Source organism: Bifidobacterium tissieri, assembly GCF_002259645.1.
Taxonomy (GTDB): domain Bacteria; phylum Actinomycetota; class Actinomycetes; order Actinomycetales; family Bifidobacteriaceae; genus Galliscardovia; species Galliscardovia tissieri.
In genome coordinates this window covers 340486-359910 of sequence record NZ_MWWV01000004.1, presented here as the reverse complement: position 1 = coordinate 359910, position 19425 = coordinate 340486, and the positions used below count along the sequence as shown (strand labels likewise).

Annotated in this window: 17 protein-coding genes; 11 read left to right on the top strand and 6 right to left on the bottom strand. The window is 58.2% G+C overall.

Going from position 1 to position 19425, the window contains the following annotated elements; translation table 11 throughout:
• The first annotated feature begins 242 nt into the window (after positions 1-242).
• The 3 genes from rpmE (at position 243) to prmC (ending at position 2721) form a co-directional block, all read left to right on the top strand.
• On the top strand, positions 243-455 hold the full coding sequence (rpmE, locus tag BTIS_RS04385) for a 50S ribosomal protein L31 (RefSeq protein WP_093959848.1): 213 nt from the start codon (positions 243-245) through the stop codon (positions 453-455).
• A gap of 146 nt (positions 456-601) precedes the next feature.
• On the top strand, positions 602-1693 hold the full coding sequence (prfA, locus tag BTIS_RS04380; protein WP_094662987.1) for a peptide chain release factor 1: 1092 nt from the start codon (positions 602-604) through the stop codon (positions 1691-1693).
• A gap of 113 nt (positions 1694-1806) precedes the next feature.
• On the top strand, positions 1807-2721 hold the full coding sequence (gene prmC / locus BTIS_RS04375) for a peptide chain release factor N(5)-glutamine methyltransferase (RefSeq protein ID WP_094662985.1): 915 nt from the start codon (positions 1807-1809) through the stop codon (positions 2719-2721).
• Positions 2722-2880: 159 nt separating this feature from the next.
• On the opposite strand, the gene BTIS_RS12210 is transcribed toward prmC, so the two are convergent.
• From BTIS_RS12210 to BTIS_RS04360, 3 genes are all read right to left on the bottom strand, one after another.
• Positions 2881-3621 carry a sugar O-acetyltransferase gene (locus BTIS_RS12210; protein WP_275542043.1) on the bottom strand — a complete coding sequence of 247 codons (741 nt, stop codon included), beginning with the start codon at positions 3619-3621 and terminating at the stop codon, positions 2881-2883.
• 110 nt (positions 3622-3731) lie between these two features.
• A complete protein-coding gene (locus tag BTIS_RS04365; RefSeq protein ID WP_094662983.1) occupies positions 3732-4997 on the bottom strand; it encodes a histidine kinase in 1266 nt (421 codons plus the stop codon).
• A gap of 2 nt (positions 4998-4999) precedes the next feature.
• The gene (locus tag BTIS_RS04360; protein WP_158216837.1) at positions 5000-5662 is read right to left on the bottom strand and encodes a response regulator transcription factor; all 663 of its coding nucleotides are present in this window, start codon (positions 5660-5662) and stop codon (positions 5000-5002) included.
• A gap of 189 nt (positions 5663-5851) precedes the next feature.
• Between BTIS_RS04360 and BTIS_RS04355 the strand changes: the two genes are divergently transcribed.
• The 8 genes from BTIS_RS04355 (at position 5852) to BTIS_RS11675 (ending at position 13595) form a co-directional block, all read left to right on the top strand.
• Complete coding sequence (locus BTIS_RS04355; RefSeq protein WP_094662979.1) at positions 5852-6562, top strand: hypothetical protein; 711 nt, start codon at positions 5852-5854, stop codon at positions 6560-6562.
• Between the two features lie 16 nt (positions 6563-6578).
• Positions 6579-7310, top strand: coding sequence for an ABC transporter ATP-binding protein (locus BTIS_RS04350; protein WP_094662977.1), 732 nt, complete (start codon positions 6579-6581; stop codon positions 7308-7310).
• On the top strand, positions 7307-8665 hold the full coding sequence (locus BTIS_RS04345) for a hypothetical protein (protein ID WP_143248866.1): 1359 nt from the start codon (positions 7307-7309) through the stop codon (positions 8663-8665). Before BTIS_RS04350 ends, BTIS_RS04345 begins: the two co-directional genes overlap by 4 nt.
• 117 nt (positions 8666-8782) lie before the next feature.
• Positions 8783-9520, top strand: coding sequence for an L-threonylcarbamoyladenylate synthase (locus BTIS_RS04340; RefSeq protein WP_094662973.1), 738 nt, complete (start codon positions 8783-8785; stop codon positions 9518-9520).
• A complete protein-coding gene (locus BTIS_RS04335; RefSeq protein ID WP_094662971.1) occupies positions 9517-10719 on the top strand; it encodes an MraY family glycosyltransferase in 1203 nt (400 codons plus the stop codon). Before BTIS_RS04340 ends, BTIS_RS04335 begins: the two co-directional genes overlap by 4 nt.
• Before the next feature lie 2 nt (positions 10720-10721).
• Entirely contained in the window at positions 10722-11300 is a 579-nt protein-coding gene (locus tag BTIS_RS04330) for a Cg1360 family ATP-synthase-associated protein (protein WP_094662969.1), read from the top strand.
• Positions 11301-11479: 179 nt separating this feature from the next.
• Positions 11480-13027 (top strand): IMP dehydrogenase, encoded by a 1548-nt coding sequence (gene guaB / locus BTIS_RS04325; RefSeq protein ID WP_094662967.1) that lies wholly within the window; start codon positions 11480-11482, stop codon positions 13025-13027.
• 322 nt (positions 13028-13349) lie between these two features.
• Positions 13350-13595, top strand: coding sequence for a hypothetical protein (locus BTIS_RS11675; RefSeq protein ID WP_158216836.1), 246 nt, complete (start codon positions 13350-13352; stop codon positions 13593-13595).
• A 210-nt stretch (positions 13596-13805) separates the two neighbouring features.
• Here BTIS_RS11675 and BTIS_RS04315 read toward each other — a convergent pair whose 3' ends face one another.
• The 3 genes from BTIS_RS04315 to BTIS_RS04305 form a co-directional block, all read right to left on the bottom strand.
• On the bottom strand, positions 13806-15458 hold the full coding sequence (locus tag BTIS_RS04315) for an aryl-sulfate sulfotransferase (protein WP_094662963.1): 1653 nt from the start codon (positions 15456-15458) through the stop codon (positions 13806-13808).
• A 395-nt stretch (positions 15459-15853) separates the two neighbouring features.
• Positions 15854-17119: an MFS transporter gene (locus BTIS_RS04310; protein ID WP_094662961.1), complete on the bottom strand. Its 1266-nt coding sequence runs from the start codon at positions 17117-17119 to the stop codon at positions 15854-15856.
• A 168-nt stretch (positions 17120-17287) separates the two neighbouring features.
• The gene (locus tag BTIS_RS04305; protein WP_094662959.1) at positions 17288-19045 is read right to left on the bottom strand and encodes a glycoside hydrolase family 13 protein; all 1758 of its coding nucleotides are present in this window, start codon (positions 19043-19045) and stop codon (positions 17288-17290) included.
• Positions 19046-19425: the final 380 nt, after the last annotated feature.

Here is a 19425-nt window from a genome sequence, read left to right as displayed (position 1 = left end):
GGATCTCCTCTCTCTCCGCCGCCTCGGGCCGGATTAATGAGAATTGCAGCGCCTCGACGGGGTTCGAATCCCTGCCGGGGCGTTTTTCATGCCGTTATCGTGCCGCTATCGTACCGTTATCGTGCCGTCGTTATGCCGGCTTGTCGTAATCCAGACTTGCGCGTATAATCCCATAGGTTCCGGTTCACGTCATGCCATTGGGGTACGGCGACCCGGTCCTGAAATAGATCCTAGGAGTAATCATGCAGCAGGGTATTCATCCCGAATACGTGCCCACTGAGGTCGTGTGCTCGTGCGGCAACACCTTCGTGACCCGTTCGACCATCACCTCCGGCCACATCACGGCCGACGTGTGTGCCAAGTGCCACCCGTTCTACACCGGCAAGCAGAAGATTCTGGACACCGGTGGTCGCGTGGCTCGCTTCGAGCGTCGTTACGGCAAGAAGGCCAAGTAGCAGACGTTGCAACGCCAGTCCCGTCCGGGCCCTTTCGGCCCATCCGCGGGACTGGCGTTTTTGTATGCTTGAACAAGGTTTGACCACGGCAGGTTGACCACGATTGGAACCGCAGACACGACCTGCACAGAGAACGGAAAGCGAACATGGCGGAAGAATTCCCGGCGGCGAAGACCGCGGTTGACGAATATCACAAGATCGAACAGGAAATGAGCCAGCCCGAAGTGGCGTCCGACCCCGAGAAAATGCGCAAACTCGGTCGTCGCCATGCCGAGCTGAGCGTGATCGTCTCCGCATACCAGCGGTACATGACGATCAACGACGACTATGAGGCCGCCAAGGAAATGGCCTCCGAAGACCCCGACTTCGCCGACGAGGCGAAGAAGCTGGAGAGTGAACTTCCCGAGGCACGCGAAAAGCTGCGTACCGCACTGATTCCGCGCGATCCGGACGACGCCCGTGACACGATCATGGAGATCAAGGCCGGTGCCGGCGGCGAGGAGGCCGCACTGTTCGCCGGCGATCTGCTGCGCATGTACACGCGTTATGCGGAACGCCGCGGATGGTCGTGCGAGATCCAGAGCCAGAACGGCACCGAGCTTGGCGGCGTGAAGGACGTGCAGATCGCCATTCGTGCCAAGGGAACCGTGGCCCCCGCCGACGGCGTATGGGCCTCGCTCAAGTACGAGGGCGGCGTGCATCGCGTGCAGCGCATCCCCGTCACCGAATCGCAGGGGCGCATCCAGACGTCCGCGGCCGGCGTGATCGTGTTCCCCGAAGCCGACGACGATGACGATGAGATCGAAATCGATCCGAAGGACCTCAAGATCGACATCTTCATGAGCTCCGGCCCCGGCGGACAGTCCGTGAACACCACGTACTCCGCCGTGCGCATGACGCATATCCCTACGGGCATCGTGGTGAGCATGCAGGACGAGAAGTCGCAGATCCAGAACCGTGCCGCCGCGTTGCGCGTGCTCAAGTCCCGACTGCTGGCCATGAAGCACGAGCAGGAGGCCGCCGAGGCCGCCGACATGCGTCACTCGCAGGTGCGTTCGCTGGACCGTTCCGAACGCATCCGCACATACAACTTCCCGGAGAACCGCATCGTCGATCATCGTACGAACTACAAGGCGTACAACCTCGACCAGGTGCTCGACGGCGACCTGCAGGCCGTGATCGACTCCGACATCCAGGCCGACGAGGCCGCACGCCTCGCCCAGGCCGACAAGCAGTAAAGCAACTTCCTTAGTGTGATCACGCTAACTGGCTGAACAGGCTGAAATCCTTGAAATTCCAAGGGTCCTGTTTTTTTAGTGTGATCACACTAAGAAGGTGGGATTCTGGAAGCATGACATTTTCGAGTGAGACGACCGATGCCGCGCGCTTAATGCACAGCGCGTCCGACGTTCTGCGTCGCGCCGGCGTGGATACGCCCGAGCATGATGCCAAACTGCTGATGGCGCACGCGGCCGGAATATCGTTGCGTGATCTCGACATGATCATGCTGATGGGCCGTGATCTGCCGCCGTCGTTCGACCGCGCCACATACCGTGCCATGATCGAACGGCGTGCCGCGCGCGAGCCGTTGCAGTACATCGTCGGCATCGCGCCCTTCCGATATCTTGAGGTCGAGGTCGGTCCCGGCGTGTTCATCCCGCGTCCGGAGACCGAGATCGTGGTGCAGGCCGGATTGGATTGGCTGGCGACGGTCGACGTGCAGCATCCTCGTGTGGTCGATCTGTGCGCCGGCAGCGGCATCATCGGCCTGTCGGTGGCGGTCGAGGTGCCAAACGGTGACGTGTGGGCCGTGGAACTCAGTGAAACCACATATACGTGGACGGAGCGCAATCGACAGCGAGTCATTCACGACCATCCCGATGTGGTGGACCGCTATCATCTCGTACTCGGCGACGCCACTGCGGACAAAACGTTGCGTGATCTCGACGGCAGCGTCGATCTGGTGATCACGAACCCGCCGTACATCCCCGAATCCGAGATCCCCGAACAGCCCGAAGTGCGCGACCATGATCCCGAACTCGCACTGTACGGAGGATCGGCGGACGGACTGCGCATCCCCGAACGCATCATCGACCGCTCGGCGACACTATTGCGCGACGGTGGCGCACTGGTGATGGAACATGACATCAGCCAGGGCGATGCGCTGTGTGAGTACGTGCTGACGCACGGATTCGGCGAGGCTCGAACCGGCAACGATCTCACCGGTCGACCGCGCTACCTGTTCGCCTTGAAAATGGCGAAATAGCGGCGGCGAAATAACACCAACGCGAACATGCAGAACCCTCGTCGGCCAACACCGAACGGGGGTTCATGCATGTATTGACGGCATTGACGAATGTGCAGTCACGCCACTGCCGCACGTATTCCTGCTGCCGTGCATACTTCACTGCGGCGCGTATTCCTGCTACTGCGCGTATTCCTGCAGTTCCGCGGCATCCGCGTCGGAGATCGTCTTGATCACACGCGCTGGATTGCCTACCGCCACCGAATTCGCCGGAATGTCCTTCGTCACCACGGCACCTGCGCCGATCACGCAACCGTCGCCGATGGTCACACCGCCCAGCACGGTCACATTGCCGCCGAACCAGCAGTTCGAACCAATGACGATCGGTCGACCGTACTCATAGTCATATGCCGTGCCATCCTCGCGCGTACGCACATTACGATCCTGCCAGCGCAGCGGATGCATCGGCGGCAGCAGCGACACATTCGGCCCGAACAGCACATCGTTGCCGATCGTCACCGGCGCGCAATCCAGCACGGTGAAGTTGAAATTCGCAAACACGCGATCACCGATCGTGGTGTGGCAACCGTAGTCGAAGAACACCGGTCCCATCACATCGAGGTTTTCACCGTGACCGGGCAGCAGTTCGTCAAGAACGGCCGCGCGAGTCTTGGTGTCGTCGCGAGACAGGCCGTTGAACCTGGTGCATAGATCGCCGGCCTTGCGGCGCAACGCGTCCAGTTCGGGATCGGAGGCGTCGTACAGCTTGCCGTTCAGCATCTCCTCGCGCTCGCTGGCACGCGGGGTGCGCAACTCCACCGGAGGGTACTTCGATGCGGTCTGTGCGGAGGGCTCTGGCTGCGCGGGTGCGCTCGGCGTGTTCTGCACGTTCGTGTTCGTCTGCGTGGCTTCGTCGCTCATCGTTCACTTCCTTGTCGTGGCGTTTGTATCATGTTGCCATCCAACTGCCTGTCGGACATGGCGACATGGCAAATGTGTACGTTCGTACGCATTATCTTGAACGATCTAAATCATAGCATCTGCGATCCGCCTGTGTGTTGTCCCGACTGACAATACGGGATCAGCGCCGTTATCGACCACTCATTGTCGTCCTCGAGAATGTCCAACGTTCCGCCGACCTGAGCCAATTGGCGCTCATAGCGTTGCAGTCCAGTTCCTCCCTGATCGCATGCCGACGGACCGAACCCCTTGTGACGACGAATGTTCGAGGACGAGATAACGACGCCATTCGGCATGGGCTGTATGGCGACGATGTGATATTCCTTCGGATCTGCGTGCTTGAGGATATTGCCATAGATCTCATGGATGAACGAGATGATCATATCGCGTGAGTCGTTGCTCGGAGTCGTATGCCCCTCGCCGGATACAATGCCGGTACCACGGAATCCCAGCTCCTGAAGCTGCCGCTCGCAGTCGTCGATCATGATGCGGATCTGATGCAGCCAGTCGGAGGAATCGACATTCGTCGCAGTATTGGTAGCGGTATCAGAGAAATCCATGACTGTTCCATCACTGTCCCGGACCACGTCGATCGCCCTACGGACCTGCTGCAAGGCATCCTCGCAGGCATCCCGGACCGCGAGCAGCGTCTCCCGATCCTGAGCATGATCGGCATCGCCGTTCGACGTTCGCAGATCGATCATCGTGAGTGCATACGCCAGATCGTTCGCGGCGGAGTCGTGGAGATGCATCTGCAACTGCTCCGACAGTCGCCTCTGTTGCTGCTGATTTTTCAGTAATTCGTATGCTCTGGTTTTCCGCACCCATAATCCGACGCCCATAAAGGAGAAATACCAACATGCATATTGGGTCGTCGAAGCGATAATCCATGGGATATATCCGCCTTCGGAAAGAATGACGGTCATCGATGCCGTCACCGGTATCAGTGCGCCGATGAATCCCCGCCACGCGGAATGATAGGTGAGCCATGCGATGGAAAACAATGCACTCAAAAACATGGCGCTGGGCATGGTGAGTGCTGAAATATCGCCCAATGCATACAGGATCAGCAAAAACCACGGCGTGATCCGCGGCAATCGCGGAAGCAATGCCACGGTCAAGGCCGACGTAAGACAGAGCGCGACGGCTGGTTTGGCAGATACGATGCCGTAAATCATGAATCCGATCGTTTCCACAACCGTCATTACGGCAAGGGCGATGCAGATGATGACATGCCAATTGCGCCAATGCCGTGATATCAGACGGTGCAGGGCCTGTCTGAATGAAGATCGTCGTGCGTGTGCACGTGTATGTGAATTATCGGGAACGTAGGCCATGTCTACCACAATCCTTTTCTGGCTCCCAAGGCAATCGCATGGGCGAGATTGCGGGCGTGCAGTTTGCTGACGGCTCTATTTTGATAGGAATACACGGTTGATTCGCTGATGTTCATGGTCGTTGCGATATCGCGCGTGGAATAGCCTTCGGCATACAGTCCAAGCGTTTTCTGTTCGCGTTCCGATAGCGCTTTGTCGTAGTCATGGTGTTCCTCCGAGGAGGTCGCATGGCTGATCGATCGTTCGGGGGAGTGTGGAATCATGTCTGAGGGAAGGCCATTTGCTATATCGTGGATGACTTTGGGGAGATCCGTATTGAGGTGATCCTTGGTGATCAGCGTGTATGCGCCGGCTCTGGATGATGCTTCCTGATATCGGTGCGCGGAGTATGCGGTAATTGCGATTACCGTGATATTGCGGGAGACCGTTTTTACGGTCTCGCATACGGTGGTTCCCGGCATGTCGTCGAGCGACATATCCACGATGAGTACGTCGGGCGTTCGCCCCTTCTGGGAAAGACATCGCTGAATCGCGGTCGCTCCCGTGCCGCAGGTCCACAGCAGTCTGCAATTGTGGATTGCTGCGACGATCGCAGTCAATATGCGTAGCGCACAGGGATCGTTGTCCACAATGCCTACGCTGATCGGTGTCTGACTCTGCTGCATGTTTCCTGACATACCTTCTGACTTGCTGAGCCAATAGCGCTCGCTGATTTCATGAGTCCTCATTATTCCCGATTTGCCCTACCGCATCACCCCTTGCCGTGTCTCCCACGGCAAGCCTTGCCATCTTCTTCACTCATCTGTTGTCATTGCAGAAAAGCTGGGATTGTTTGTACGGCTGGAGAAGAGGATATGAGTGGTGTCTGGGTGTGGGCGAAGAGCCGTCATGTGGAGTGGATCGCGTTAATGATGGCGATGACATATGTGGCTTGTTTCTATGGATGGCATATTGGCGTGCCCATACAAATTTCAGTGAGCGGTGTGCAACTTTGGTTGAGGGCCGTGAACGTGCTGCCGATCGTTCTGGGGGTCGTATCCGCAGCAATGCTGGCGTCGCCCATGCCGTGGATAGATGGTATTGCTTTGGAAAATGTAAGATTTGTGGGATTGGCAGCATACGTCGTACTTGGAGCTTTGATAATCGGCTCTGTATTGCTCCCGGTTAGATTACTGTCGATTTTGCCTAGAAAATATGTTCCAGGTATTGATTCCATGGATGCTACAGGTTCGGCGTCTTTCTCTGAAGTAATTTCCGATTATCGATTTTCCGTTTATGTAATACCTGCGATGTTTTTCCTATCCTGTGCGATTGCTGCTATTTCGTTATTGGGAAAGATTCTTGGATCGTTGATAGTTGTAATGCTATATGTCTTTAATGTAGTGCTATCCCTCATTCCGTCAATAGCACCATGTTCGCCTCTGTCGTTGACTGGCGTCAGTGAGGATGGTCTGGTAATGCTTTGGATGTTGATTGTTGCTGTTTTGTATGTACTTGCGTTGATTTGCTACTGGAAATGGAGTAGCAGAAACTTGATTGGCGATTTCTTTGCAATGAAATCATAAATTAGGAGTCTGGATAATGAAGCAAAACACAGTAATGATCAGTGGTCATGATCTTTCGATTTCATATGGCCGTCGTCGTGTAATCGATCATGCTGATTTCAATATTTCGCTAGGGGTTACCGGTCTCGTCGGGGCGAATGGTTCCGGAAAGACCACGTTGTTGAACGTACTGGCGACGATGGGGAGTCCTCAAACTGGGACGATTTGTGTTAACGGATTGAACATAGCTGATAAGCAGGGAAGGACAAAAATCCGATCCATGATGGGATACCTGCCTCAGACTTTCGATGTTATACGTGGCGCTACGGTTTTGGACAATGTGGCCTATGCGGCATGGGCGCATGGCGTCGCTGAGGATGACATGCCAACTATGGTGCATCATGCCTTGAAAAATGTCGATTTGCTGGATGTGACCAATGTGAGAGCAAAAACGCTGTCCGGAGGTCAGCGTCAGCGCTTGGGGTTCGCTTGCGCCACGGCTCATAGACCTAAAGTGTTGTTGCTTGATGAACCTACTGTGGCCTTGGACGAATCCCATCGAAGGCAAATGAACCATGTGATCTCTGTGATGGGTAGAGAATCGGCAATTGTGATGAGTTCTCATTTGGTCGAGGAGTTAGGATCATTTGCTGATAACATCATGATGCTGATGAATGGTCGTCTATATTCCGGTGAATCTGGAGTTATTGACAATGTGCAACAATGCGAATCAGATAGTGTAAATAGCGAAGACAAGGTCTTATTGTGAATAGACTGTTTATGAAATATCATTGGGTTAATCAACGTGAGTGGTGTCTTTATGGACTTGCAATTGTTATTATTTCCTTCGCTTATGTCATGTCTGGTTGGCGTTATCTAAGTGGTGGATTTGCGCGATGGTCATTTCTTGTCACCGTTAGTCGAGAAGGTATGTTGTTTGGCATATTGATACTTGGAATGATCGGAGGATATCTGGGTATAGCTCACAGCGGTCGTAATGTCGTTGTAGGGAGAATGGCATATCAAGGATACTCTCGTGTTTTTCTTCCGCGAATGATGGTACTGGTGTTCGTCGCAGTTTCCGGATTTATCATCGGACTGCTACCTCTGACGATCCATGTCGCGAATCGTGCTTCGTGGGGAAGCGTAGATGTGTTGTCGTTGTCATCCAGCTGCCTGGTGCTGTGCTGTGTCGCAGTTTGCTCGATATCACTGGGGGCGTTGCTTTCCACTCGGTGGGCTGTCGTATTGGTGCCGACCATCATGGGGTTCATTGTGCTGCTACCCGTGCTTGTCAATCAGACCGTATTGGTGAATACGGGTCTGTCGTCATTGCAGGCTGCGCCGGTGTGGATGGATGATTTCCCTACATTGGGCTGGGCTGTCACTGCACAGACTAATCTGATGCGCATTGCGTTGTATCTATTGCTTTCCTGCGCTGTAGTCAGACTATCCTGGCGGAACCTCAACGGCGAACGAATATTGACTGATGCAACCGCTTGGCTATGCGCAATACTGTCGTTAGCTATTGTTGTGGGTTCTCTCGTCAATCCCGCGCCTCTGGTGAGGCGCGACGCTGCCAGATTGGTATGCAAAGCCGTGACACAGAATGCTGAACTTTGTATGCATCCTGCTGATGCGATTATGGAGGATATGCTGTCTCAGGCCATGAAACGAACGCTGACAGTCGTTCCCGAATCGGTACGATTACAGGTGGTCGAAGGAGACTCTGGGTCGCGGATTGATGGCTCTGATTCCCGATCCGATATTCGTGCAACGTACATAATGTTCACTGGTGAAGAGAACGTGGATGAGTCGCAGAACGTCATTATTTCGTCATTGGCATATAGATTGAGCGGGCAGGAGGAATGCCCGGTCAATGAGCAATCCTCAGACGAGGATATGGCACGTGATGAGATTGTCATGGCTTTGGAATCGTCCATTGCATTCCGTAGCGGTGGTTCCCGGATCCCCGTCGGTGTGGGGGAGGAGAGCGGCAAGCCGGTGTACTCCGAATTCCAGGGACGGTTTGACCGGCTTTCCGACGCGGAATTCGTGCAATGGTATGCGGATAAATCCACAATGATCAACACCTGCACGCTGTCCGAAAAGGACCTGCCCTGATTTGTCCCTGATCGCTTTCGTCGGTATGCGGTGATGCAATGGTGAGGCTTGAACGGTATCGCTGAAATCATCTGAAATTGATCATCCGGTAGTTATCCGGTAGTGGAGGAGCCTCATATGGTGCGAATCATGCCGATCTGCGAGGAGTCGTTGGCGCTGGCGACCGAACTCGTGCAGGCGGGGAAACTGATCGTGGTGCCCACGGATACGGTGTACGGCGTGGCCTGCGACCCGCGTAATCCGGACGCCGTGGATCGCATCTTCAAGGCCAAGCGTCGTCCGCGTGCCAAGTCGTTGCAGGTGCTGCTCGCATCCGTGAACGACATCGATGCGCTCGGTCTTGATCTGCCCGTGCCGCTCGACCGTCTGTCCAACGAGTTCCTGCCCGGCGCGTTCTCGCCGATCTGCGTGGCACGCGATGATTGCGCACTGGCCACCGTACGAGTGGACCCGCAGTCGCATCCGTCGCGCACACAGGGCATTCGCGTGCCGGATTCGGCGGACACCCTGCACATTCTCAGGGCCACGGGTCCGCTCGCCGCGTCCAGCGCCAACCTTTCCGGTCATGATTCCGCACAGACCGCGCAACAGGCAGCCGCCGATCTCGGCGATGCGATCGCTCTGTATCTTGACGGCGGCCCCACTCCGGGACCACTCTCGAGTACAGTGGTGGCGTCGGACCCGCACGGGCGTGACGGCATCACCATCTTCCGCGATGGCGTGATACCGCAGTCCCGCATTCGAGAGGCTCTGCACGGATCGCTGCGGTTGCACAGCGAATCGCAGCGGCTGCACAATGCCGCCTCGCCGCTCGCGGATTCCGACGCGAACGACGACGGAGGTATTACGGCGTGAGGATCTACTTTTTCATCGCGGCCATCGCCGGTGGCGCAACGTTTCTGTTGACGCCGCTTGTCAGACATCTCGCCATAGAATTCGGCGCGGTGGGCGAGGTGCGCGCCCGAGACGTGCACAAGGTGCCCACCCCGCGCATGGGGGGCGTGGCCATGATGCTCGGCTTTCTGGTATCCATGTGCTTCGCCAGCCAGCTGTCACTGACCGAGGGACTGTTTCACGACAATCTGCAGCCGGTGGTCATCGCCGTGGGTGCGGTGCTGATCTGCCTGCTCGGCGTATGCGACGACCGGTGGGATCTCGACTGGATGCTCAAGCTTTCCGGGCAGCTCATCATATCCGTGTTCGTGGCGTGGGGCGGCCTGAAGGTCGTCTCGCTGCCATTCGGTTCGCTTGTGGCCACATCGCCGAGCATATCCATGGCCGTCACGGCCATACTGATCGTCGCCTCGATCAATGCGGTGAACTTCGTGGACGGTCTTGACGGACTCGCCTCCGGCATCGTGGCGATCGGCGGCATCGCGTTCGCCATATATTCGTATATCATCGCGCGCAATTCGCCCAGCTACGCATCCATGGCCACCATGATCGACGTGGCGCTTGTGGGCATCTGCGTGGGGTTCATCCTGCACAACTGGCATCCGGCCAAGCTGTTCATGGGTGATTCCGGTTCCATGCTGCTGGGATATCTCGTCACCTGTGCATCGATCGTGATGACCGGTCGACTCGACCCCACCACCATTCACGCCAGCATCTACCTGCCGGTGTTCATGCCGATCCTGCTGCCGATTCTGGTGCTGTTCCTGCCGGTGCTCGACATGATCCTGGCGATCGTGCGCCGCGTGAGCAAGGGACAGTCGCCGATGCACCCCGATCGCATGCATCTGCATCATCGCATGCTGCGTATCGGTCATACCGTGCAGGGAGCCGTGCTGATCCTGTGGGGATGGGCCGCGCTGATTTCATTCGGTTCGATTATGATTCTGTTCTTCAAGGCGCAGTACGTTGCCATAGGATTCGCGATCGCGACCATTCTGCTGACCGTGGCCACGCTGTATCCGTACGCTCGCCGGCGTATTCCGGAGATCCGCGAGGAGAACGCGGCGCTGGCCGCCGCCCGCGCGACGAACGGGCGACCGAAACACAGTACGGATACCGTGATCGAGGACGAGCAGACGCCTAAGGAAGGGAAGGCTTAGACATGACGGAGGAGAAGAATACGGAGACGAATGCCGGGGCCGCTGCGGCGCCGAACTCCGAATCAGGTCAGGAATCAGGTCAGGAAGGACGTCGTCTTTTCGCCAAGCCGCGTCGTGCCGGCGAGGAGACCGTGTGGGACCTGATGTATCGTGCGATCTACCAGAGCGTGATGTTCCTGCTGGTGTTCGCCGTGCTCAGCGCCATCGCCGGATACATGTTCTCCGGTATCCTGGGCGTATGGTCGGCGCTGGTGGCCATCGTGGCCGTGGTGTTGCTGTGTCTGACCAATCCGGTGCTGGTGGCGGTGCTGAGCCGTATGCATCTGCGTCCGGCCGCGTATCTGACGTGGTTCCTGCTGGGTTGGATCTTCAAGATCGCCATCGTGGTCGTAATCCTCATGGGCGTACAGCATGCGTCGTGGCTCAATCCGAAGCTGTGCGCGATCTTCATGCTGATCGGTGCGGCCGTGATCCTGGGTGCGGAGATCCATACGGCGGCCACGTCACGTGTTCCATACGTTGATCCGCCGGCCAAGCGTGATCGGGATGATGACGTCAACACCGAGTACTACGACGACTGATCAAGTGACTGATGACGTGATCAATATGACTGTCGTCATCTGATCGATCGGTTTTGCCATGCTGCGAGACGCTGTTCGATGCCCGGATTCCGGACGTCGGACAGCGTTTTTTCTTGAGTCATGATAAAGCTACAACACACGAATTTGCCGAGGTCTACGTGGCACTATAAAGTAACTTTATGGCTTCTAACACTTCTGTAGAACAAGAGTCCCTTTACAATCCCGTAGCAGCACCGTTCCAGCAGATTGGTCTGGCCTATGACGATGTTCTGCTTCTGCCGAATGAAACTGATGTCATCCCCTCTCAGGTCGATACCACCACTCGCCTGACCCGTGACATCACCATGAAGTCCCCGGTGCTGTCCTCCGCCATGGATACGGTCACCGAGGCCCAGATGGCCATCGCGATGGCCCGTAACGGTGGCATCGGCGTGATCCACCGCAACCTCAGCATCGAGGATCAGGCGAATCAGGTCGATATCGTCAAGCGCAGCGAGTCCGGTATGATCTCCGACCCGCTGACCGTGCACCCCGACGCCACGCTCGCCGATCTCGACAAGCTGTGCGCCGCCTATCATGTGTCCGGCCTGCCGGTTGTCGACAACGACGATCATCTGGTCGGCATCATCACCAACCGTGACATGCGTTTCATCGCCTCCGAGGACTACGACCGTCTTCGTGTCTCCGACGTGATGACCAAGGAGAACCTGGTCACCGGTCCGGCCGACATCTCCAAGGAGGACGCCCACCGTCTTCTCGCCCAGCACAAGGTCGAAAAGCTGCCTCTCATCGATGAGAACGGCAAGCTCGCCGGCCTGATCACCGTGAAGGACTTCGTGAAGACCGAACAGTACCCGGATGCCACCAAGGACGAGCAGGGTCGTCTGCGCGTAGCCGCCGGCATCGGCTTCCTCGGCGACGCCTGGCAGCGTGCCACCGCCCTCATGGAGGCCGGTGTGGACGTGCTCGTGGTCGACACCGCCAACGGTGAGGCCCGTCTGGCCCTCGACATGATCCGTCGCATCAAGGCCGACAGTGCCTTCAACAACGTGCAGGTCATCGGCGGCAACGTGGCCACCTACAACGGTGCCAAGGCTATGATCGAGGCCGGTGTCGACGCCGTCAAGGTGGGTGTGGGCCCCGGCTCCATCTGCACCACCCGCGTGGTGGCCGGCGTTGGTGTGCCGCAGCTCACCGCCGTGTACGAGGCCGCCCGCGCCTGCAAGGCCGCCAACGTGCCGTGCATCGCCGACGGTGGCATCCACTACTCCGGCGACATCGGCAAGGCCCTGGTGGCCGGTGCCGACTCCGTGATGCTCGGCGGTCTGCTCGCCGGCTGCGAGGAGGCTCCGGGTGAGAAGGTGCTGCTGCACGGCAAGCAGTACAAGCTGTACCGCGGTATGGGCTCGCTGGGCGCCATGGCTCCGCGTGGCAAGAAGTCCTACTCCAAGGACCGCTACTTCCAGGCCGACGTCACCAGCAGCGACAAGGTCGTTCCGGAAGGCGTCGAAGGTCAGGTGCCCTACCGCGGACCGCTCAACTACGTGCTGTACGAGCTGGTCGGTGGTCTGCATCAGACGATGTTCTACGTGGGTGCCCACAACATCGCCGAGCTCAAGGAGAAGGGCAAGTTCATCCGCATCACCGACGCCGCGCTGCGTGAGTCCCACCCGCACGACATCGTGATGACCAAGGAGGCCCCGAACTACACCGGCTTCCACAGCTGATTTCGTTGATTTCAGCTCACTGATTCCCCTGATCATGCACTGACCGGGGAATCGCAAACGAAACGATCGCCGCTGGTCCCAGTCCATTATTGGCTGGAACCAACGGCGATCGTCGTATATATCCATATATGGCGATGTTTCCGCGGCGTCACGCGGACTGCGTTGTGCGGCTTATGCGAGGCGCTGTCTGTGCCTCATGGAGTCGTCGTTCCCTCACTCATCCTTCGCCATACGATTGGGCGTAGAGTAAGTGCATGAACGCGTGTATTGTCATAATCGCACACAGCCACGTCCGTTTCTTACATAATGTACGTTATGCGTGATGTGGTTACAGGTCGGTCTGGCGGACGTGGTTGACGAACCACTCAACGTGACTGCATTCTTCGCAAACAAGGATGTCGGCGGATCGGTTGAGGAAATCAAGGTCAAGCAAGGTCATGCCTGCGGTGTTGAGCAACGCCTCGCCTTTGACGAACGATCGTCCGCCGCACTGCGTACAGGTGACCGCATGGCCGTTGGCTTCGTATGGATGGGCGACATTGTTCTTTGGCGTTCCCAGAAAATCTGACAATCCCATGGTTGGCTCCTTCGCTTGAATGATTCCTCCAGTATAGGGGGTGCCTCAAGATTACGGAGAGGGGACATCGTTACGTGGGCCGTATGCTGTTACGTGGGCCGGGCGGCTCTCGTAACGGTGTTGTACAAACGTTGAAATTTCAACGTTTTCGAGGACTGGTTATGTGGGGCTGACGGCCCACGTAACGTACCGCGGCCCACGTCACGCGAACCAGAATCCCTGGAAATCGTATTTGAAGACGCGGTAGATGAATACGGAGTTGATCTTCATCGTGTAGTTGCGCAGCAGCGTGCCGTCGGTGGTGTAGACGCCCCAGACGCCCTTGATACCCGACTCGGTGATGATCGTGCCGTCCTTATACTCTTCGGCGCTGCTGATGTAACCGGAGAACGGCACCTCGAACCTGCTGACCAGCGAATAGGTGCCGGCCTTCTCGTCCACCAGATACTTCTGGAAGTACGAATGCACGTCGGTGGCGTTGCTGTTGAGCGTGGTGACCATGCCGGGGATCTGCGACCAGTCGTAGTCGTTCGTGGCGCTCACGCCGCCGTTGTTGTTGAACATGTAGATGTAGTACTGGCCGTCGGGCAGGGAATCGTCCTTGACGTACGTGACGGTGTGCTGTCCGCCGGAGCTGGGGAAGTCGCCGATCTTCGTGAGATTGTAGTTCGCATACGCGGTCTCATCCCAGAACGTCTTCTCGCCGATGATGTACTTGAGTGTGGGAGTGCCGTCAATGTCGTCGATCTTGATGATCGACGATGTTTCACGCGAACTGACGATGATGCTGTTGTCGTCGGGCACGTACTGAATGGTGTTGAGATGAATCCAGTCCCATGCGTCCGAACCGCTGTCGGTGGAGGTGGCCTTGGCGTTGTCGTCATGCTTGGTGGTGGACTTGTAGTCGCCGAGCAGATCGCCCATGTCGACCAGCAGCGTGGTCTTGCCGGTGGCAAGGTTCACGCGCACGATGCGATCCTGCACGGTGTTGCTGGTCATGTCGGTGGCGAGCACGAGCAGATTGCCGCTGTTGTCGAACACGTAGTCGTGATGCAGAATGTACTGATCGCCGAGATTGTAGAACTTCTCGATGCGGCCGAGACGATTCATGGCCACGATGTCGTGCGTGGACGTACTGTAGTACATGAGTCCGTCACGGAACACGAATCGTTGCGCGCGATAGTAGAGGATCGGGATCTCACCGCGCAGCACGCCGTAGTCGTCGTAGAGATAGACCAGATCCTGCTCGGCGCTGTCGTTGCCGAGCACGGCGTACAGGCCGTTGCCCATCGTGCCGGCGTATTCGGTTTTGGCACCGGTCTGGGTGACGGAATGATTAAGCTGTACCTGTTCGCCGCCGATGGTCGCCGCGGCCTTCTTGTGAATGGTGCGGGTGACGGTCTCGCCGTTCTGTGAGGTGAGGGTGACGGTGATGTCATTGTCCTTGCCGGGAATGAGTCCGATGACCTGGAATTCATGTTCGGTGGAGTAGTCGTTGCCGCCTACGGGTGTGGCGGAGAAGTCCGGATAGCTGGTGTCGGGCGTGCTTACCGTGTAGGAGACCTGGGTGACGTCGTTGGTGGTGAAATACACGTACAGCGACGTGGTGTTGGTGCCGTACGGATTCTCCTCGACCAGCATGTTGTCGACGGTCCAGCCTCCGCGTGCCTTCTTGGCGTCCAGTGTGCTCTGCACCTGGTTCTGATAGTCCTCGGTGTAGATCTTGGCGATCTTCGCCGATACGTCGGATCCTGCCGATGCGGTGTGCGGGGAGAGGAATGTCACTGCGCCCATGGTTGCGATCAGGATCGCAACGACGATTGCGCTGCATATGGTCTGAACCGTGGTTTTCATGGCAGGGCCTTTCAGGGGGAAGTCTGTTGAAAAGGTGATTCGGACTGGATCGCTGCCGAACCACTGACAATGTATGATCGGGCGCTTCGTTGCGTCTGGATCGTTCCTGAAAGGACAGTGAAAAAACAGGCCAAATATTCTAATAACGATGAACGGCAGATTGCAATCATCTTTACGGATGATTCTGCGCTGCGGGATGAGTCGTGTGCGCGGTTTGGGAATGACGATGGTGGGTGATGCCGTCAGACTGCCGGATCACTAGACCTTGTGCCGGCATATGAAAAATCCCCCACGGTCTTGTGAACCATGGGGGATTGGGGAAGGAGGATGGAGAGTAGTTCGGTTTTTGCCAAGGGGTGTGGCCTCGATGATGTCTCGAAACCACACCTTGGGGGTTACTTGACGCGCTTGATGCCGAGGACCGAGATGGCGGCGATGGCGGCCATCACGATGGCGGTCGGGAACACGAAGTTGTAGGAGCTGGTGGCGGCGACGATGCTGGAGGTGATCGCCACACCGATGGCCTGACCGGCGCAGGTGGCGATGTTCATGAAGCCGAGGTCCTTACCGGCGGTCTCCTTGTTCGGCAGCACGTCGACGTTCAGAGCCTGATCGACGGACAGGTACATGCCGTAACCGAAGGAGGCGATGCCGCCGAAGAGGAACATGCCCATCTGGGTCGGGAAGATCCACGGCATGGCCAGACCGATGGCGAACACGGCGCAGGCGACGGCGATCGGGGCCTTGCGGCGGTGGAGGGCGTCGGCGATCGGGCCGGAGATCAGGGATGCGATCATGGAGGCGACCATGGTGAGCACGGAGATCACGGACATCGACACGGCGGCCTGCTGGGTGGATTCGCCGATGTGGTCGGTCAGGATGTACAGCTGGTAGCTGAAGATCATCTGGTAGGCGACGATGAGGCAGGTACGGCAGATGAAGGCGCGGTAGAAGTCGCCGCAATCCTTCAGCGGCGGGGTGAGGGACTCGATGATGACCTTCCAGGTGGACTTGCTGGTGTCCTTCACCATGTCCTTGGAGGAGGGCTCACGCGGGGCGATAAGTACGGCGAGCACACCGGCGGCCAGTGCGCACAGACCCGTGCAGATGAAGCCGACTTCGACGTTCTCGATGAAGCGGGAGCCGATGAGGGTACCAATACCCTGACCGATCACACCGCCACCGCCGATGGCTGCGGACACGGTTGCGCGGGATTCCTCCTCAACGCGGTCGGAGATCAGTGCGTAGATAGGAGCCTGCACCATGTTCAGGCCGATAAGGGCGATGACGTAGAAGACGCCGATCAGCACGGCGGTGGACGGGCGGCTCAGCGACCAGAAGCAGATGCCGTAGATGAACGCGCCGGTGAAGATCCACGGGGTGCGCTTGCCCCAACGGGATGCGGTGCGGTCGGAGAGGGCGCCGATGAACAGCGCGATGAAGATGGAGGCGATGGAGCCTGCCGAGTTGATGGCGCCGAGTGCTGCGGTCGACTCGGTGGCGCCCATGCCGAGGTCAGCGCGCAGGCGCTGCGGCACGAGCACGGACATGGTGCCGAAGAACGCCACACCGGAAAGGATGGCGAAGGCCATGAAGCCGGCGGTGTACCGCCACTTATTGGTCTTGTTGGGACTCGTGGGAGTCGCTGTTGCTACGGTCATTTTCTTTTCTCCTCTTTGAGATCGGTTATGTGGAGAGGTAAGAGTTGATGGGGATTGTGCCGGGCGGGGATGGGGAAACGCCCGGCACAATCGTTAGGGAAGGGAAGGGTAAGTCTGGTGTGGGTGAGTCGGCCGGCTGACCGGCTCACCCGTGGCCCGGATCGCGGATCAGAGCTGGACCCAGGCGGAAGTGTCCTGCGGGAGCTTGCCATCCTCGGTCAGCGGGCCGGAGGTGAGCAGCAGCTCACCGGCGGGCAGATCGACCGGGTCCGCACCGAAGTTGGTGATGGAGGCCCAGCCGTTGGCGCGCTTGTAGGCGATCGTGCCTCCGGTGAAGCCGTTGGCGCCGTCGGGCTTGCCGCTGGAGCGGTCCTCGGGCAGCCATTCGATGGACAGGTCGGTGGTCTGCAGCTGGTGACGCAGTGCGATGACCTTGCGGTACAGGTTCAGCATGGAGTCCGGATCGGTGTCCTCCACGTCGGCGGCGAAGTCCTTGTACCAAGCCGGCTGCGGCAGGTGCGGCTCTTCGGTGGCGTCGGCGGGGGAGAAGCCGAAGGATCCGTCGGTGCCGAACTCATCGTCCGGGTTGGCGAGCTTCGGGGCGTCGGCGGCGACCCACGGCAGCGGCACGCGGCAGCCGTCACGGCCCTTGGTGCTGGCGGCCTGGGAGGTGCGGTGGCCGGACGGGTCCTCCACGCGATCCCACGGGATGTCGGCGACCTCGAACAGGCCGAGCTCCTCGCCTTGGTACACGTAGACGGATCCGGGCAGGGCCATCTCCATGAGGATGGCGGCGCGGGCGCGCTTGGTGCCGAGTTCCTTGTTGAGCGGGTAGGTGGTGCCGTCGCGCAGCACCCAGTCCTTGGCCAGCTGGTGGTATTCACTGGTGGGGACCTGCGGCAGGCCGTAGCGGGTGGCGTGGCGGACCACATCGTGGTTGCTCATCACCCACGTGGCGGAGGAGCCGGAGCGCTCGGCGCTGGCGATGCCCTCATCGATGGCCTGGTGCATGGCGTCGCGGATCCAGTCCTTCTTGGCGAACTCGAAGTTGAAGATCTGGCCCAGATCGTCGGGGCTGGCGTACAGGTACTGGCGGTTGGGCTGCACCCAGGCCTCGGCCACGGCGAATGCCGGCGGGTTGTACTCGTTGAAGACCTTGCGCCACTCGTGGTAGATCTCATGGACCTCGTCACGGTCGATCACCGGGTGGGAGCCGTCGTCGGGCTGGTCGGAGGTGCACCACACCACGTAGTTGTCGAGGTCGTCACGGTCGAGGTCCTTGGCCAGGCCGTGGGCCACGTCCACGCGGAATCCGTCTGCGCCGTGGTCGAGCCAGAAGCGCAGGGTCTTGATGAAGTCCTCGCGCACTTCGGGGTTCTTCCAGTTGAAGTCGGGCTGTTCCTTGGTGAACATGTGGAGGTACCACTGGCCGTCGGGGACGCGGGTCCATGCCGGCCCGCCGAAGTGGTTGTCCCAGTTGGTCGGGGGCTGGTCGCCATTGGGGCCCTTGCCGTCGCGGAAGATGTAGCGGTCGCGCTCCGGGGAGCCGGGGGCGGCCTTGAGTGCGGCCTGGAACCATTCGTGCAGGTTGGAGCTGTGGTTGGGGACGATGTCGACGACCACCTTGATGTTGTGGGCGTGGGCGGCCTTGGCGAGTTCGTCGAAGTCGTCCATGGTGCCGAGCTTGGGGTCGACGTTGCGGTAGTCGTCCACGTCGTAGCCGCCGTCGGCGAGCTGGGAGGGGTAGAAGGGGCTGAGCCAGATGGCGTCGACGCCGAGCTTGGCGAGGTAGTCGATCTTCTCGGTCACGCCGGCGATCTGTCCGAGTCCGGAGCCCTTGGAGTCCTTGAACGAGCGGGGGTAGACCTGATAGACGACGGCCTGCTTCCACCACAGTGCCGGATCATTGAGCGCGTTCTCTGCCATGAAATACTCCTTTGTTTCCCATTGTCGAGTCGGTTTGCACCGGCTTGTTCCATTGACGCTCTCCGAGCGGTCAATAAAAGCGCTTGCACTTTTGATGCGCGCAAACCGACCGTTCGGTTGAAAGTCGTATATTGCCTAGGTTTCCTTGTCTCCCTATTGACTCGTTGGCCTAGGTGGTATCCCATCCCTCACCGTGGTTGATGAGGTGTTGTGTTGGTATTCATAATAGCGTTTGCATTAACTATGTCAAAACGTTATCGGCGTGTCGTATTTCTAAGTACTAGAAATCGTTGGAAATACAAGTGTTTGATGACTTGCAAGCGCTTTTATGAAAATGAGCAAAAACGTTTGTATATGGGTTATACTGATCATGTGAACGT